Here is a 14,412-nt window from a genome sequence, read left to right as displayed (position 1 = left end):
CCGGGTCCTGAGCAGGGCCGCGGCGCCGGCCGCACCACCACGCACCAACCCCCGCGCGGGGGTCGAGCCGCGCGCCCACGCCACTTCCGCAACTCCCGCATCCTCTGCATCCGACAGGAGCCCGTCATGGCCATCGAGGTCCGCATCCCGACCATCCTCCGCACCTACACCGACGGTGCCAAGGCCGTCGAGGGCAACGGCAAGACCCTCGCCGACCTCCTCACGGACCTGGAGAGCCGCCACACCGGCATCCGCGAGCGCATCGTCGACGGCGAGGAGCTCCGCCGCTTCGTGAACGTCTACCTCAACGACGAGGACGTCCGCTTCCTCGACGGCATCTCCACCGAGCTGAGCGACGGCGACAGCGTCACGATCCTCCCGGCCGTCGCCGGAGGCGCCGCCGGCGCGGTGGACGGCCGACCGGCGGGCATGCGCTGATGCGGTACGACAGTCCGCTCGCCGCGGTGGGCAACACCCCGCTCGTCCGCCTGCCGCGGCTGTCGCCCTCGGACGACGTCCGCATCTGGGCCAAGCTGGAGGACCGCAACCCCACCGGCTCGGTCAAGGACCGCCCGGCGCTCCACATGGTCGAGCAGGCGGAGAAGGACGGCCGGCTCACCCCCGGCTGCACCATCCTGGAGCCCACCAGCGGCAACACCGGCATCTCGCTCGCCATGGCGGCCAAGCTCAAGGGCTACCGCATCGTGTGCGTCATGCCGGAGAACACCTCCCAGGAACGGCGCGACCTGCTCACCATGTGGGGCGCCGAGATCATCTCCTCCCCGGCGGCCGGCGGCTCCAACACGGCCGTGCGCGTCGCCAAGGAACTGGCCGCCGAGCACCCCGACTGGGTCATGCTCTACCAGTACGGGAACCCGGACAACGCGGGCGCCCACTACGCCACCACCGGCCCGGAGATCCTCGCCGACCTCCCCTCCGTCACCCACTTCGTGGCGGGGCTCGGCACCACCGGCACCCTGATGGGTGTCGGCCGCTACCTGCGCGAGCACAAGCCGGACGTCAAGATCGTCGCCGCCGAGCCGCGCTACGACGACCTGGTCTACGGACTCCGCAACCTCGACGAGGGCTTCGTCCCCGAGCTGTACGACGCCTCCGTCCTCACCACCCGCTTCTCCGTCGGCTCGGCGGACGCGGTCACCCGCACCCGTGAACTCCTCCAGCAGGAGGGCATCTTCGCGGGCGTCTCCACCGGCGCCGCGCTGCACGCCGCGATCGGCGTCGGGAAGAAGGCCGTCAAGGCCGGGGAGAGCGCCGACATCGTCTTCGTCGTCGCCGACGGCGGCTGGAAGTACCTGTCGACGGGCGTCTACACCGCCCCGTCCACCGAAGCGGCCATCGAAACCCTGCACGGCCAGCTCTGGGCGTAGAACCGCTTCCCCAGGAGACGGCCCAGGGCCTTCTCCGGCGGGCCGGTCCCGAGGACCCGCCCGCCGGAGAACGCCTCACCCCAGCCCCCGCACCCGCTTCCACACCGCCGCGTCCACCACGCCCACCCGCCGCCGGAACGCGCGCACGGCCACGTCCCTGAGCTCGTCCGTCTCCAGGAAGCTCGCCCGGCCCCGCGCATCGCCCACCGCCCCCGCGGGCAGCGCGATCACCCCCGGCCGCTCCGCGTGATGCTTGCTGGTGATCTTCGCGACGCGCGCCGAACCACCCCGCACCGACAGCACCAGGCACGGCCGGTCCTTCGCCCCGGGCCCGTCCTCGTACGGCACCTCGGCCCACCAGATCTCGCCCGGCCGAGGCCCGCGCCCCGCCCCCTCCGCCCGGCCGGGACCGCGCCCCGCACCGCGCCCGGGACCCGCCGGCGGCCGGGTCCGGCCACGCGGCCCGCGCCCGCCCCGCCCCCGTCCGTCGGACACCGCCGCGACGAGCGCGAGCAGCACGACCAGAGCCAGAGCGATCCACCACCAGGGCATGTCCATGCCCCGACCGTACCGGTGCCCCCGCCGCTTCCATCGAACCGGTGACAGCGCAGGTGAGTTCCCCCACAACGGGCGGCCGTGAAGGAGCGACCGGCCGATTCGCGCCTTACGCTCGACGAACCGCTCAACCGACCGCACGAACCCTCCCCGTTCCCACGCCCCGGAGGTTCACGCTCCATGAAGCTCACCGTCGTCGGCTGCTCCGGCTCGTTCCCGTCCCCGGGATCGGCGTGTTCGAGCTACCTCGTAGAGGCCGACGGCTTCCGGCTGCTCCTCGACATGGGCAACGGTGCCCTGGGCGAGTTGCAGCGCCATGTCGGTCTCTACGACCTCGATGCCGTCTTTCTCAGCCATCTCCATGTCGATCACTGCATCGACATGTGCGCGTACTTCGTCGTCCGCTACTACCGGCACGACGGCGGCCGCCCGGCCCCCCTCCCCGTCTACGGACCCGAGGGCACCGAGCAGCGGCTGACCACCGCCCACGGCGACACCCCGTCCGAGCAGGCGATGGGCGAGGTCTTCGACTTCCACACGCTGAAGCCGGGCTCCTTCGACATCGGCCCCTTCTCGGTCCGTACGGAGAAGGTCTGCCACCCGGTCGACACCTTCGCGATCCGGATCGAACACGGCGGCCGTTCGCTGGCGTACTCCGGTGACACCGGGGTCTGCGAGGCGCTGGACGAACTGGCGGAGGGGGTCGACCTGTTCCTGTGCGAGGCGTCGTTCGTCCACGGCAAGGAGGACATCCCGGACCTCCACCTCAACGGCCGCGAGGCGGGGGAGACCGCCGCCCGTGCCGGGGTGGGACGGCTCGTCCTGACCCACATCCCTCCGTGGACCGACGGGGAACGCAATCTGGCCGACGCCCGCGCGGTCTTCCACGGCCCGGCGGAGGTGGCGGTGGCGGGCGCGGTGTACGAGGTCTGAGGGCCCGGGGTGACGAGGGCGCGACGAAGCCCCCGCCTCGCAGGAGACGGGGGCTTCGCCGCACGGGGCGGCCGGGCCGGGGTTACTTCGCCTCGGCCTTGAGCAGTTCGGCGAGTTCCTCGTCGGACTCGCGGCCCGGTGTGGGCAGGTTGAACTTCGTGATCGCGAACCGGAAGACCACGTAGTACACCGCCGCGAAGCAGAGGCCGACCAGCACCAGCATCCACGGCTTGCTCGCGATGCCCAGGTTCAGGAAGAAGTCGACGGCACCCGCGGAGAAGCCGAAGCCGTCCTTCATACCGAGCCCCCAGGTCAGGGCCATCGAGACACCGGTGAGCACCGCGTGGATCGCGTACAGGACGGGGGCGATGAACATGAACGTGAACTCGATCGGCTCGGTCACACCGGTCACGAACGCGGTGAGCGCGAGCGAGAACATCATGCCGCCGACGACCTTGCGGCGCTCCGGGCGGGCGCAGTGCACGATGGCGAGGCAGGCGGCCGGGAGGGCGAACATCATGATCGGGAAGAAGCCGGTCATGAACTGCCCGGCGGTCGGGTCACCGGCCAGGAAGCGGTTGATGTCGCCGCTCTTGCCGTGGAACTCACCGGCCTGGAACCACGGGAACGAGTTCAGCAGGTGGTGCATGCCGACCGGGATCAGCGCACGGTTGGCGACACCGAAGATGCCCGCGCCGACCGCGCCGGAACCGACGAGCCACTCGCCGAAGTTGTGCAGCCCGGTGCCGAGCACCGGCCAGATGTAACCGAAGACGATGCCGATGACCAGACCCGCGAAGGCGGAGAGGATCGGGACCAGGCGGCGGCCGCCGAAGAAGCCCGCCCAGGCCGGCAGCTTCGTACGGTAGAACCGCTGGTAGAGCAGGGCGACGACGATGCCCATCACCACGCCGCCGAGGACCTTGGCGTCCACGGGGGCGTCCGTCATCACGACCTTGCCGTCGACGACCGTCGCGACCTGCGGCAGGTTGCTGTCGGTGAAGGTGGCCAGCACCTTCTGGAAGACCAGGTAGCCGGTGACGGCCGCGAGCGCGGTCGAACCGTCCGACTTCTTCGCGAAACCGATCGCGATGCCGACGGCGAACAGCAGCGCCATGTTGTCGAGGATCGCGTTGCCGCCCGCGGCCATGAAGGACGCGATCTTGGTGATGAAGGCGGGGAAGGAGTCCCTGCCGAGCATGTCGTCGTTGCCGAGGCGCACCAGCAGTGCGGCGGCGGGCAGCACGGCGACCGGCAGCATGAGGCTGCGGCCGATGCGCTGCATGACCGACATCACGCCGGCGCCCTTCTTCTTGGGAGCCGCGGACGCGGTGTCTGCCGTGGACATCAACTTCCTCCATGGGGGGCAAGGCGCCGCCCAGGACGTTGATTCGGGGGGAGGCGGCGACTCGAGGAACGCGGCAGAGCGCCACGTGGTCTGGACCACTCAGTGGTGTAGACCAGTTGTAGCACGGTGAGGGTTGGATAAGGAACCTGCAAAAACCGACTACTTCGCATCAGCTATCGCTGACCCTCGGTAACGCGTCGAAGGCCCTCGGACCGCACGGGTCCAAGGGCCTTCCGGGGGGTGCGCGGAGACCGAATCCACGCGTCTGACGTGCTACTTCGTGAGGTTTCTCTCGATCTCCTCCTCCAGTTCGTCGGGCTCCCGGCCCGGCGTCTGGAGATTGAACCGGGTGATCGCGAACCGGAAGATCACGTAGTAGACGACGGCGAAGGCCAGACCGATCACGATGATCAGCCATGGTTTGGTCGCCAGGCTCCAGTTGATGACGTAGTCGATCAGCCCCGCCGAGAAGCTGAAGCCGTCCTTCACCCCCAGCGCCCAGGTCACCGCCATCGAGACGCCGGTGAGCACCGCGTGGATGCCGTACAGCAGCGGCGCGACGAAGAGGAACGAGTACTCGATCGGCTCGGTGATGCCCGTCACGAACGACGTCAGCCCGACCGACAGCATCATCCCGCCGACCGCCTTGCGCCGGTTCGGCTTCGCGCAGTGGTAGATCGCCAGCGCCGCCGCCGGCAGCGCGAACATCATGATCGGGAAGAAGCCCGAGGTGAACTGCCCGGCCGTCGGGTCGCCCGCCAGGAACCGGTTGATGTCACCGTGCACGACCGTCCCGTCCGGCTTGGTGAAGTCACCGAACTGGAACCACACGAAGGTGTTCAGGAACTGATGCAGCCCGATCACCAGCAGCGCCCGGTTGGCCAGACCGAAGATGCCCGAACCCACCCAGTCCAGGTCCACCAGCCACTTCGAGAAGCTCGTCAGCCCGTCGCCGATCGGCTGCCACAGCCAGGCGCACAGCCCCGCGAAGAGCAGGCCGACGAACGCCATGATGATCGGAACGAGCCTGCGGCCGTTGAAGAAGCCCAGCCAGTCCACCAGCTTCACCCGGTGGAACCGCTGCCAGAACCAGGCCGACAGCAACCCCATCACGATGCCGCCGAACACCCCGGGATTCTGGTACGCCGCCGCCGTGACCTTGGCGTCCGTGGTCACGCACGTACCGAACCAGATGCCGCCCGGGGTGAACGTCGAGCCCGGACCGCAGTCGACCGGAAAGGCGTGCAGCACCGCGTAGTAGACGAGGAAGCCGGCCACCGCCGCGAGCGCCGTCGAACCGTCGGACTTCTTCGCCATGCCGATCGCCACACCGATGCAGAACAGCAGCGGAAGGCCGAGTCCCGAATCGAGCAGCGCGCCGCCCGCCGCCGCGAAGACCTTGGCGATGTTGTTCCAGCCCAGGCCCTCGTCGCCGAACACGTCCGGCTGGCCCAACCGGTTCAGGATGCCGGCCGCCGGCAGTACGGCGATCGGCAGCTGAAGGCTGCGGCCCATCTTCTGAAGCCCCTGGAACAGCCCGTTCCACCAGGTCTTCCGCGGTACTGCGGCGCTGCTCGCGCTCATCGGCGTCCTCCCGGAACAAGGCGTGCTCGGCGGTCGTTGCACAATGGTGTAGACCACTTGGGGTACGGTGCGTAACCCGCCTGGAGGCCGGGCACCGATGATCGTCATCATTCGGGACGGGCCAGTCACCCGCTCGCGAAGTTGGGCCAAACGTGCGTTACGGTGACGAAACGGACCCGGAGTGGGCCGTCGCACGCCTGCGAAGAACCATGTGAACAACCAGGGAGAAGGCCATGGCCAGCAAGGCTGAGAAGATCGTCGCCGGGCTCGGCGGTATCGAGAACATCGACGAGATCGAAGGCTGCATCACCCGCCTGCGCACCGAGGTCCACGACCCCAGCAAGGTCGACGAAGCCGCGCTCAAGGCCGCCGGCGCCCACGGCGTCGTCAAGATGGGCACCGCGATCCAGGTCGTCATCGGCACCGACGCCGACCCCATCGCCGCCGACATCGAAGACATGATGTGACCGGCCCCCGAACCCCCCGCTGAGCCGACCGCTCGGCCCCGCACAGGCCCCGCCCGCCCCGGACGGGGCCTGTGCCGTACCCGGACGACGCACCTCGCCCCGCACCGCCACGGGGCCCGCCCGCACCCGAACGGACGCCACCCCCGCACCCGATAGGGTCGACGCCATGTCTCGTATCGACGGCCGCACCCCCGATCAGCTCCGTCCCGTCACCATCGAACGCGGATGGAGCAAGCACGCCGAAGGCTCCGTACTCATCTCCTTCGGCGACACCAAGGTCTTCTGCACCGCCTCCGTCACCGAAGGCGTCCCCCGCTGGCGCAAGGGCAGCGGCGAAGGCTGGGTCACCGCCGAATACTCCATGCTGCCCCGCTCCACCAACACCCGCGGCGACCGCGAAGCCGTCCGCGGCAAGATCGGCGGCCGCACCCACGAGATCAGCCGCCTCATCGGCCGCTCGCTGCGCGCCGTCATCGACTACAAGGCCCTCGGCGAGAACACCATCGTCCTCGACTGCGACGTCCTCCAGGCCGACGGCGGCACCCGCACCGCCGCCATCACCGGCGCCTACGTCGCCCTCGCCGACGCCGTCACCTGGGCCCAGCAGAAGAAGATCGTCAAGCACGGCCGCAAGCCGCTGACCGACACCGTCTCCGCCGTCAGCGTCGGCATCGTCGACGGCACCCCCCTCCTCGACCTCTGCTACGAGGAGGACGTCCGCGCCGAGACCGACATGAACGTCGTCTGCACCGGCGACGGCCGCTTCGTCGAGGTCCAGGGCACCGCCGAGGCCACCCCCTTCGACCGCACCGAACTCGGCGCCCTCCTCGACCTCGCCACCGCCGGCTGCACGGACCTCACCGCCTTCCAGACCGAGGCCCTCTCCCGCACCCTCGGCGCATAACGGCTGCCCCGTACACGCTTCCCGGCGGAGCAACCACGCACCCACCGCACCGCGTCGTTACGAGCACGGGCGCACGGATCGAACCGTGCGCCCGTCCACGTATCCGCACCGCATCCGCACCCGGGAGGAACCGGACCATGGCCATGGCCACCCGCCGACGTATCGCCGCCGCGCTGACCCTGACCACGCTCGCCCTCACCGCCGCCACCGGCTGCGGCGCCGTCGACAAGGCACTGGACTGCGTCCGCACCGCCGACGCCATCGCCACCAGCGCCGACAACCTCCAACAGGCCGTCTCCAACGCCACTTCCGACCCCACCCAGGCGTCCGAGGCCCTCGACGAGATCGACAAGGAGATCGGCGAACTCGGCGACAAGACCGGCGACGCCGACCTCGGCAAGGCCATCACCGGCCTCCGGAACGGCGTCGCCAACGTCCGCGAAGCCATCGACAAGGGCGACGCCACCCCCGACATCGGCCCGGTCACCGACGCCGCGGCCGAGATCGGCAAGGTCTGCACCTCCTGACCACCCCCGATACTGGGGGGTATGACCCGCCTCATCCTCGCCACCCGCAACGCCGGGAAGATCACCGAACTCCACGCGATCCTCGCCGACGCAGGCCTCACCCATGAACTCGTCGGCGCGGACGCGTACCCGCACATCCCCGACGTCAAGGAGACCGGCGTCACCTTCGCGGAGAACGCCCTGCTCAAGGCCCACGCCCTCGCCAAGGCCACCGGCCACCCCGCGATCGCCGACGACTCCGGCCTCTGCGTGGACGTACTCGGCGGCGCCCCCGGCATCTTCTCCGCCCGCTGGGCCGGCCGCCACGGCGACGACCAGGCCAACCTGGACCTCCTCCTGGCCCAGCTCTCCGACATCGACGCCCCCCACCGCGCCGCCCACTTCGCCTGCGCCGCCGCCCTCGCCCTGCCCGACGGCACGGAACGCGTCGTCGAGGGCCGCCTGACCGGCACCCTGCGCCACATCCCCGCCGGCACCCACGGCTTCGGCTACGACCCGATCCTCCAGCCCGAGGGCGAGACCCGCACCTGCGCGGAACTGACCCCGGCCGAGAAGAACGCCATCAGCCACCGGGGCAAGGCGTTCCGGGCGCTGGTGCCGGTGGTGCGGGAGTTGGTGGGCTGAAACGGGAGATGCCCGGCTCTTCGGAGCCGGGCATCTCCCGTTTCTGGTGCGCCCGGTCGGATTCGAACCGACACAAACACGACCACCTAAAGATCGCCGCTCACCAGTTGGCGTACGGGCGCATACCAGAGGTCAGCTTACCGCTCCCGGTCGGACCGGGAAGGGAAGATGTCAGGGAATGCTTCGGACGTCTCCTCCCCGGCACCAGGTGCTGGTGATCGCATGGCAGTTGGGGCACAACAGTCGGAGGTTCGCGGGCCGGCCGTCGCTCCAGTCCCCGTTGATGTGGTCGACTTCCAGCGTCATCGCCTTCCCGAGCCACTTCGGGCCGGTGCCGCACTCCGCGCACTTCTCCGGCACGCCGATCTCGCCGAGCGCCCGACGCAGCAGTGAGCTCCTCGTCCGGCGCCTGCTGTCGTGCTTGACCAGGATGTCCGTGTGATGTCTGCGCGGGGTCGGGCCCGGTTTGCCGCGTTGATGGGCCTGGCCCAGGAAGTGCGGCGTCGCGATGTTCTCCTCGGCGATCCACCGACGCAGGGCGGCGCGCTGGCTGGTGCTGTCCGGTCGCTGGAGCCGACGGAGAGCACCAGCGACCGAGACCGATCCGGCGACCGCCGCACGCAGCTCTTCGGCAGTGGGGCGGGGGATTCTGCCGAAGGGTCGGAAATGCGAGGTGTCGATGCCATAGTGGGCGAACCGTCTGGCGAGGTACCTGCGGAGACCGCTGTGAGGCCGGGCGCCGAAGAAGACGATGACCTCGTCGAGATCGGAACACCGTGCGGCGGCCTCCGTCAGACGTGCACGGGTGTACCGCACGTCGTGGCTCATGAGCGGGCACGCTCCCCGGCGCGTTCCCGGTGGCGCCCCTTGCCGCGCCCCCGGTAATGGTCCGTCGTCGAATGGCAGTTGGGGCAGAGGAGCCGAAGGTTCCCGATGCGGTTGTCGCGCCAGTTGCCGTCTATGTGATCGACCTCCAGGGGGAGTGGATGCCCCCGCCAGACGCTTCCGCAGCCGCACAGTGCGCACTGCTCCGGGATGCCCGAGGCCGTCATGGCCCACTTGATCCGGTCGCCCGGAACACGTCGGGCCCCGTCGGACGGCTGCTCGACGAGCAGACCCCCCGGGGTCCGGGGGCGCCAGGGTTCGCCGGTCCGGCGCGATGCCCCGAAATGCGAGGTGTCGATGCCGTACGCCTTGATGCGACGGCTGATGTGCGTGTGGTGACCGCCGACCACGTCCAGTCCGAGGCGGCGCAGAACTTCGCACATGTTCGTTGACACCGAGACAGCTGCTTGGAGGACCTCCCGGGTCCACTTGACCTCGCGTTCGAAGTGGGACGTGTCCACCCCCAGCTTCCGCATCCGCTCGGCGAGATATCGCCGGGTTGGGCTCTTTGGGTCCACCCCCAGGCTCACGAGCGCCTCCGTCAGTGTCCGCGCTCTCCGCACGGCGTCCTCCAGACGCTCCCGCGTGTAGGGACTCGCTCCCATGCTCCCCCTCCGTATCCGGCCGTGTGTTCGTGGCCTCGTACGGATCAACGCTCCGGATACCGGTGAGTCACGTCCGAATTCCGACAAGATGCGGAATGCCCCGCACCGCTTCGGTCGGAGCTGAAGTGGCGCGGGGCATTCCGAAAAAGAGCGGGACCGGTCAGATGCCGAGGTCCTTGATGATCTTGGCCACGTGGCCGGTGGCGCGGACGTTGTAGAGGGCGCGCTCGACCTTGCCCTCCTCGTCCACGACGATCGTGGAGCGGATGACACCCGTCACCGTTTTGCCGTAGAGCTTCTTCTCGCCGAAGGCGCCGTACGCCTCGAGGGTCTCCTTGGACGGGTCCCCGACCAGGGTGACCTTGAGGTTCTCCTTCTCGCGGAACTTGGCGAGCTTCTCCGGCTTGTCGGGGGAGACGCCGATGACGTCGTACCCGGCGCCCGTGAGCAGGTCCAGGTTGTCGGTGAAGTCGCAGGCCTGCTTGGTGCAGCCGGGGGTCAGGGCGGCCGGGTAGAAGTAGACGATGACCTTGCGGCCCTTGTGATCGGCGAGCGAGATCTCGTTGCCGTCGGCGTCGGGGAGGGTGAAGGCGGGGGCGGTGTCGCCGGGCTGGAGTCGCTCGCTCATGGTTCTCCTCGGGTGGCACGTGGGGTGTACGGGACCGAGAGTAATAGGGGTGCCGCCGGGTGTGTGGAGGGTCGAGCTGACAGACTGTCGACGAAGGTTTACCGGACGAGGACCACGGAGGCGGCGCAGTGTCGGATGCCAGAACCCCTGCGCAGATCGAGGCGGACATCATCAGCAGGCGTGAGCAGCTCGCGGTGGTGCTCGACGAGATCGGGGTGCGCGTGCACCCCGATACGATCATGGGAGACATGAAGGCCAGGGCCGCCGAGGCCGTGGACCGGACGGCCGGGCGGGCTTTCGTCGCGGTGAACCGGGCGGTGTCGGACGTGCGGGCCCGGTTCGTGGACGAGGAGGGCGCCCCGCGGCTGGAGCGGGTGGTTCCGGCGGCGCTGCTCGCGGTGGGTGTCGTGGGGCTGATCGTGGCGTCGAAGCGGCGCCGGAAGGGCTGATGCCGCGGCCCGCGCACCCCGGAGGGGTGCCGGGCGCCGCCGGGCAGGTAGGTTGCGGGGCGTGAGCGAGAACACCGACGACAAGCTGCCCATCCGCATGCTGCACGACCGCGTGCTGGTCCGGACCGATACGCCCGAGGGCGAGCGGCGTTCCGGTGGCGGCATTCTGATTCCGGCGACGGCCGCGGTCGGCCGTCGGCTGGCCTGGGCCGTGGTGGTGGCGGTCGGGCAGAACGTGCGGACGGTGGAGCCGGGCGACCGGGTGCTGTACGACCCCGAGGACCGTGCCGAGGTCGAGGTGCGCGGGGTGGCGTACGTGCTGATGCGGGAGCGCGATCTGCACGCGGTGGCGGCCGACCGGTTCGAGGGTTCGGTGGATTCGACCGGGCTGTATCTGTAGTCCTTCGACCGTTCCGCGACCCAGATCCGATGGGATGACGCGGGGCAGAGGGCCTGGTGACCGGTGTCACCAGGCCCTTTGCCCTTCCTTTGCTAGGCTGGGGGCATCCCGACGAGACGCGCCGTACCGGGTTTCGCAAAGACGACGCACCCGTGTTGTTCGCGTGTTCTGTCTCGCCGGAGGTGCTGTCATGGCGTGGGTTCTGCTGGTTGTCGCCGGTCTGCTCGAAGTGGCCTGGTCGATCGGGATGAAGTACACCGAGGGGTTCACCCGGCTGTGGCCGAGCGTGTTCACCGGTGCCGGGATCGTGGCGAGCATGGTGCTGCTGTCCCATGCGGCCCGGACGCTGCCGATCGGTACGGCCTACGGGGTGTGGGTCGGGATCGGTGCGGCCGGTGCGGCCGTGCTCGGCATGGTGGTGCTGAACGAGCCGGTGACCGCCGCCCGGATCTTCTTCGTCTGTCTGCTGCTGGTCGCCGTCGTCGGCCTGAAGGCGACCTCGGGTCACTGACCGGGGCCGGTTCCCGGGCCGGGTACGGGGGTGCCCCGGCTGCCTGGCCGGGCGCCGGGGCCGTATCCGTAGCCTCCGGCGCCCGCGCCGCCGTTGTCGTATCCGCCCGGGCCCCCGCCGCCGTTCTCGCCGCCGCGGGGGCCTCCGTTGTCGCCGCCGCCGTTCTGCTCCCCGCCGTTCCCGGCTCCCCCGTTGTCGGTCCCGCCGCCGTTCTGGTTGCCGGTGTCGGTGCCGGTGGTGGGCGGTTCCTCGCTGCCGGGGGGTGAGGGGATCTCGGGCGGGGTGGATCCGGGGGTGTTCGGGCCGGTGCTGGAGGCGGGGCCGGAGGGTTTCGTGGTGCCGCCGGGGGTGCTCTGCCCGTTGGTCGGGGTGGACTGCCCGGTGCCGCTCTCGACGTTCAGGTCGAAGTCGGTGGCCGGGGTGTTGCGCAGCGCCGCCTCGGTGTACTGCGCCCAGACCTGGGCGGGGGCGCCGCCGCCGTTGATGCGGGCGAGGCCGAGGGCCCCGTACAGCGGTTTCTGCGCGCCGGTCTCGGGGTCCTGGCCCATGACGGCGACGACGGTGGTGAGGTCGGGGGTGTATCCGGCGAACCAGGCGGCCTTGTCCTCCTCGGCGGTGCCGGTCTTTCCGGCGGCGGGGCGTCCGGCGGCCTGGGCGGCGGTGCCGGTGCCGCCCTCGACGACGCTGCGGAGGATCGCGGTCGTGGTGTCGGCGGCCTCGCGGTCGACGGCCTGGCGGGTGGAGCCCCGGCCGGGGACGTCGAGGTCCTCGCCCCCCTTGCTGACCCGGTCGACCAGGACGTACGAGCCGTGCCGGCCGTGGTTGGCGAGGGTGGCGTACGCCTCGGCCATGTCGAGGACGCTGGCGGTGGCGACGCCGAGGGCGATGGACGGGGTGGCGGTGAGGTCGGGGGTGCTCTTGGGGAGTCCGAGGTCGAGGGCGGTCTGCCGGACCTTCTCGGGGCCGACGTCCTCGGCCATCTGGGCGTAGACCGCGTTGACGGACTTGTCGGTGGCCTCGGTCACGGTGATGGGCCCGTAGCTGCGGTCGTCCTCGTTGGCGGGGGCGTATCCGGTGGAGCCGTTGGGGCCCTGGACGGTCCGCTTGTTGGTGCCGTCGTAGACGGTGTCGGGGGTGATGGTCCGGCCGTCCTGGGTGGTGGAGCGGTTGGCGACGGCGGAGGTGAAGACGAAGGGCTTGAAGGTGGAGCCGACCTGGTAGTCGCGCCGGGTCGCGTTGTTCACGTACTGCTTGGTGTAGTCGACGCCGCCGTACATGGCGACGACGCGGCCGGTGCCGGGTTCGACGGAGGCGCCGCCGACGCGGACGTTGCGGTCGGCCGGGCGGTCCGGGCTGGTCTGGGACATGACGTTGTCGTCGACCGCGCGGACCAGTGCGTTCTGCTTCTTCTTGTCCAGGGTGGTGGTGATCCGGTAGCCGCCGGTGGCGAGGGTGTTCTCGTCGACGATGTCGTGGTCGGCGAGGTAGTCGTCGATGGCCTGGACGAGGTAGCCGCGCTGTCCGGAGAGCCCGGTGGGCGGGTGGACCTTGCCGGGGACGGGGAACGTCATCGCGGCGCGTTCGTCGGCGCCGAGCCACTTCTCCTTGACCATGCCGTCCAGGACGTAGTTCCAGCGGGCGACGGCGGCGGACTTGTTCTCGGGGTGGACGACGACGTCGTAGGCGCTGGGGGCGTTGAGCAGGGAGGCGAGGTAGGCGCCCTGGGCGGTGGTGATCCGCTCGACGTCCTTGGCGTAGTAGGCCTGGGCGGCGGCCTGGATGCCGTAGGCGTTGCGGCCGAAGTAGCTGGTGTTCAGGTAGCCCTGGAGGATCTCGTTCTTGGACTGCTCGCGGTTGAGCTTGATCGCGATGAAGAATTCCTTGAACTTGCGGACGACGGTCTGCTCCTGGCCGAGGTAGTAGTTCTTGACGTACTGCTGGGTGATGGTCGAGCCGCCCTGTTTGCCCTTGCCGGTGAAGGTGTTCCAGGCGGCGCGGACCATGGCCTTGAGGTCGACCGCCCGTTCGGAGTAGAAGTCGCGGTCCTCGGCGGCGAGTACGGCGCGCTGGACGGTGAGCGGGACCTGGGCGAGGTCGACGCTCTCCCGGTTGACCTCACCCGAACGGGCGATCACGCTGCCGTCCTTGTAGAGGTACACGTTGGCCTGCGCGGTGGCGCTGGAGTTGGCGGCGGGGATGCCGACGAGCTGGTACCCGGCGATGAAGCCGCCGACCAGGAGCACGGCGACGACCAGGAGTCCGCCGAGCGTCATCCGCCAGGTGGGTACGGCGCGGCGCCAGCCGGTGCGCCTGGGCCGGCGGGGCTTTCCGGCAGGTCCGGCCGTGGATCCGGCCGCCGCCGCGGCCCCGTCGTCGCCGCCGCTCCCGTCGTCACCGGGGGTGTCCGGTCGCTGTCTGGGGGCCCAGCCCTGGGGGCCGTCGCCGTTCTCGTTCCCGCCGGGCTGCTGTGGCTCGTCGCTCATGTCCGTGCAGACTCCTCGACTGCGGTCAGTTATCCCATACTGCCCTTTTTTACGGAATAAGCATCGGATCGACCTCGCTCCCGTTCCCGGGAAAACCGGTCGCGGCGGCCGATCCCGTCGG

The 14,412-nt window shown here is 70.0% G+C and carries 17 protein-coding genes, 1 tRNA gene and 1 riboswitch; of the genes, 10 read left to right on the top strand and 8 right to left on the bottom strand.

What is annotated here, in order from left to right:
- Positions 1-126 precede the first annotated feature (126 nt).
- Positions 127-438 carry a MoaD family protein gene (locus ACIQGQ_RS07130; RefSeq protein WP_402391695.1) on the top strand — a complete coding sequence of 104 codons (312 nt, stop codon included), beginning with the start codon at positions 127-129 and terminating at the stop codon, positions 436-438.
- Positions 438-1,388 (top strand): cysteine synthase, encoded by a 951-nt coding sequence (locus ACIQGQ_RS07125; protein ID WP_352273729.1) that lies wholly within the window; start codon positions 438-440, stop codon positions 1,386-1,388. Before ACIQGQ_RS07130 ends, ACIQGQ_RS07125 begins: the two co-directional genes overlap by 1 nt.
- A gap of 75 nt (positions 1,389-1,463) precedes the next feature.
- Here the strand turns inward: ACIQGQ_RS07125 and ACIQGQ_RS07120 are convergent, their stop codons facing one another.
- Complete coding sequence (locus ACIQGQ_RS07120; protein WP_402391692.1) at positions 1,464-1,946, bottom strand: type II toxin-antitoxin system PemK/MazF family toxin; 483 nt, start codon at positions 1,944-1,946, stop codon at positions 1,464-1,466.
- 177 nt (positions 1,947-2,123) lie between these two features.
- On the opposite strand from ACIQGQ_RS07120, the gene ACIQGQ_RS07115 reads away from it, so the two are divergent.
- On the top strand, positions 2,124-2,876 hold the full coding sequence (locus tag ACIQGQ_RS07115; RefSeq protein WP_402391690.1) for an MBL fold metallo-hydrolase: 753 nt from the start codon (positions 2,124-2,126) through the stop codon (positions 2,874-2,876).
- Between the two features lie 82 nt (positions 2,877-2,958).
- On the opposite strand, the gene ACIQGQ_RS07110 is transcribed toward ACIQGQ_RS07115, so the two are convergent.
- Together ACIQGQ_RS07110 and ACIQGQ_RS07105 are read right to left on the bottom strand one after the other, a co-directional pair.
- The gene (locus tag ACIQGQ_RS07110) at positions 2,959-4,224 is read right to left on the bottom strand and encodes a PTS transporter subunit EIIC (protein ID WP_402391688.1); all 1,266 of its coding nucleotides are present in this window, start codon (positions 4,222-4,224) and stop codon (positions 2,959-2,961) included.
- A gap of 273 nt (positions 4,225-4,497) precedes the next feature.
- Complete coding sequence (locus ACIQGQ_RS07105; RefSeq protein WP_402391686.1) at positions 4,498-5,808, bottom strand: PTS transporter subunit EIIC; 1,311 nt, start codon at positions 5,806-5,808, stop codon at positions 4,498-4,500.
- 233 nt (positions 5,809-6,041) lie between these two features.
- Here ACIQGQ_RS07105 and ACIQGQ_RS07100 point away from each other — a divergent pair, with 233 nt between their 5' ends.
- The 4 genes from ACIQGQ_RS07100 (at position 6,042) to rdgB (ending at position 8,330) form a co-directional block, all read left to right on the top strand.
- Positions 6,042-6,275: a glucose PTS transporter subunit EIIB gene (locus ACIQGQ_RS07100; RefSeq protein ID WP_014156020.1), complete on the top strand. Its 234-nt coding sequence runs from the start codon at positions 6,042-6,044 to the stop codon at positions 6,273-6,275.
- Between the two features lie 166 nt (positions 6,276-6,441).
- Positions 6,442-7,179, top strand: coding sequence for a ribonuclease PH (gene rph, locus ACIQGQ_RS07095; RefSeq protein WP_402391683.1), 738 nt, complete (start codon positions 6,442-6,444; stop codon positions 7,177-7,179).
- A gap of 137 nt (positions 7,180-7,316) precedes the next feature.
- Positions 7,317-7,706 carry a hypothetical protein gene (locus ACIQGQ_RS07090; protein WP_402391681.1) on the top strand — a complete coding sequence of 130 codons (390 nt, stop codon included), beginning with the start codon at positions 7,317-7,319 and terminating at the stop codon, positions 7,704-7,706.
- A 21-nt stretch (positions 7,707-7,727) separates the two neighbouring features.
- Positions 7,728-8,330: an RdgB/HAM1 family non-canonical purine NTP pyrophosphatase gene (gene rdgB / locus ACIQGQ_RS07085; protein WP_366296293.1), complete on the top strand. Its 603-nt coding sequence runs from the start codon at positions 7,728-7,730 to the stop codon at positions 8,328-8,330.
- A gap of 44 nt (positions 8,331-8,374) precedes the next feature.
- On the opposite strand, the gene ACIQGQ_RS07080 is transcribed toward rdgB, so the two are convergent.
- The 4 genes from ACIQGQ_RS07080 to bcp all read right to left on the bottom strand — a co-directional run bounded on the left by ACIQGQ_RS07080 (position 8,375) and on the right by bcp (position 10,448).
- Positions 8,375-8,452, bottom strand: a tRNA-Leu gene (locus ACIQGQ_RS07080).
- A 49-nt stretch (positions 8,453-8,501) separates the two neighbouring features.
- Positions 8,502-9,158, bottom strand: a complete 657-nt coding sequence (locus tag ACIQGQ_RS07075) for an HNH endonuclease (protein ID WP_402391678.1) — start codon at positions 9,156-9,158, stop codon at positions 8,502-8,504.
- Complete coding sequence (locus ACIQGQ_RS07070; RefSeq protein WP_402391676.1) at positions 9,155-9,820, bottom strand: HNH endonuclease signature motif containing protein; 666 nt, start codon at positions 9,818-9,820, stop codon at positions 9,155-9,157. The genes ACIQGQ_RS07075 and ACIQGQ_RS07070 overlap by 4 nt, the downstream gene beginning before the upstream one ends.
- Positions 9,821-9,980: 160 nt before the next feature.
- Positions 9,981-10,448 (bottom strand): thioredoxin-dependent thiol peroxidase, encoded by a 468-nt coding sequence (gene bcp, locus ACIQGQ_RS07065; protein ID WP_352273739.1) that lies wholly within the window; start codon positions 10,446-10,448, stop codon positions 9,981-9,983.
- 128 nt (positions 10,449-10,576) lie between these two features.
- On the opposite strand from bcp, the gene ACIQGQ_RS07060 reads away from it, so the two are divergent.
- From ACIQGQ_RS07060 to ACIQGQ_RS07050, 3 genes are all read left to right on the top strand, one after another.
- Positions 10,577-10,897 carry a DUF3618 domain-containing protein gene (locus tag ACIQGQ_RS07060; RefSeq protein WP_402391673.1) on the top strand — a complete coding sequence of 107 codons (321 nt, stop codon included), beginning with the start codon at positions 10,577-10,579 and terminating at the stop codon, positions 10,895-10,897.
- A gap of 61 nt (positions 10,898-10,958) precedes the next feature.
- On the top strand, positions 10,959-11,297 hold the full coding sequence (locus tag ACIQGQ_RS07055; protein WP_352273741.1) for a co-chaperone GroES: 339 nt from the start codon (positions 10,959-10,961) through the stop codon (positions 11,295-11,297).
- Positions 11,298-11,372: 75 nt separating this feature from the next.
- Positions 11,373-11,448, top strand: a riboswitch (guanidine-III (ykkC-III) riboswitch).
- A 39-nt stretch (positions 11,449-11,487) separates the two neighbouring features.
- Entirely contained in the window at positions 11,488-11,808 is a 321-nt protein-coding gene (locus ACIQGQ_RS07050) for a DMT family transporter (RefSeq protein WP_385209857.1), read from the top strand.
- Here ACIQGQ_RS07050 and ACIQGQ_RS07045 read toward each other — a convergent pair.
- Positions 11,802-14,291: a transglycosylase domain-containing protein gene (locus ACIQGQ_RS07045; RefSeq protein WP_402391670.1), complete on the bottom strand. Its 2,490-nt coding sequence runs from the start codon at positions 14,289-14,291 to the stop codon at positions 11,802-11,804. The genes ACIQGQ_RS07050 and ACIQGQ_RS07045 overlap by 7 nt on opposite strands.
- Positions 14,292-14,412: the final 121 nt, after the last annotated feature.

It is taken from the genome of Streptomyces sp. NPDC092952 (assembly GCF_044754785.1).
Lineage (GTDB): Bacteria > Actinomycetota > Actinomycetes > Streptomycetales > Streptomycetaceae > Streptomyces.
The sequence above is the reverse complement of the archived record's forward strand: the minus strand, read 5'-3'. Positions and strand labels throughout refer to the sequence as shown.

Coding starts and splice junctions, on each gene's coding strand:
- ACIQGQ_RS07130 (WP_402391695.1), top strand. CDS start 127: ATGGCCATCGAGGTCCGCATCCCGACCATCCTCCGCACCTACACCGAC.
- ACIQGQ_RS07125 (WP_352273729.1), top strand. CDS start 438: ATGCGGTACGACAGTCCGCTCGCCGCGGTGGGCAACACCCCGCTCGTC.
- ACIQGQ_RS07120 (WP_402391692.1), bottom strand. CDS start 1,946: ATGGACATGCCCTGGTGGTGGATCGCTCTGGCTCTGGTCGTGCTGCTC.
- ACIQGQ_RS07115 (WP_402391690.1), top strand. CDS start 2,124: ATGAAGCTCACCGTCGTCGGCTGCTCCGGCTCGTTCCCGTCCCCGGGA.
- ACIQGQ_RS07110 (WP_402391688.1), bottom strand. CDS start 4,224: ATGTCCACGGCAGACACCGCGTCCGCGGCTCCCAAGAAGAAGGGCGCC.
- ACIQGQ_RS07105 (WP_402391686.1), bottom strand. CDS start 5,808: ATGAGCGCGAGCAGCGCCGCAGTACCGCGGAAGACCTGGTGGAACGGG.
- ACIQGQ_RS07100 (WP_014156020.1), top strand. CDS start 6,042: ATGGCCAGCAAGGCTGAGAAGATCGTCGCCGGGCTCGGCGGTATCGAG.
- rph (WP_402391683.1), top strand. CDS start 6,442: ATGTCTCGTATCGACGGCCGCACCCCCGATCAGCTCCGTCCCGTCACC.
- ACIQGQ_RS07090 (WP_402391681.1), top strand. CDS start 7,317: ATGGCCATGGCCACCCGCCGACGTATCGCCGCCGCGCTGACCCTGACC.
- rdgB (WP_366296293.1), top strand. CDS start 7,728: ATGACCCGCCTCATCCTCGCCACCCGCAACGCCGGGAAGATCACCGAA.
- ACIQGQ_RS07075 (WP_402391678.1), bottom strand. CDS start 9,158: ATGAGCCACGACGTGCGGTACACCCGTGCACGTCTGACGGAGGCCGCC.
- ACIQGQ_RS07070 (WP_402391676.1), bottom strand. CDS start 9,820: ATGGGAGCGAGTCCCTACACGCGGGAGCGTCTGGAGGACGCCGTGCGG.
- bcp (WP_352273739.1), bottom strand. CDS start 10,448: ATGAGCGAGCGACTCCAGCCCGGCGACACCGCCCCCGCCTTCACCCTC.
- ACIQGQ_RS07050 (WP_385209857.1), top strand. CDS start 11,488: ATGGCGTGGGTTCTGCTGGTTGTCGCCGGTCTGCTCGAAGTGGCCTGG.
- ACIQGQ_RS07045 (WP_402391670.1), bottom strand. CDS start 14,291: ATGAGCGACGAGCCACAGCAGCCCGGCGGGAACGAGAACGGCGACGGC.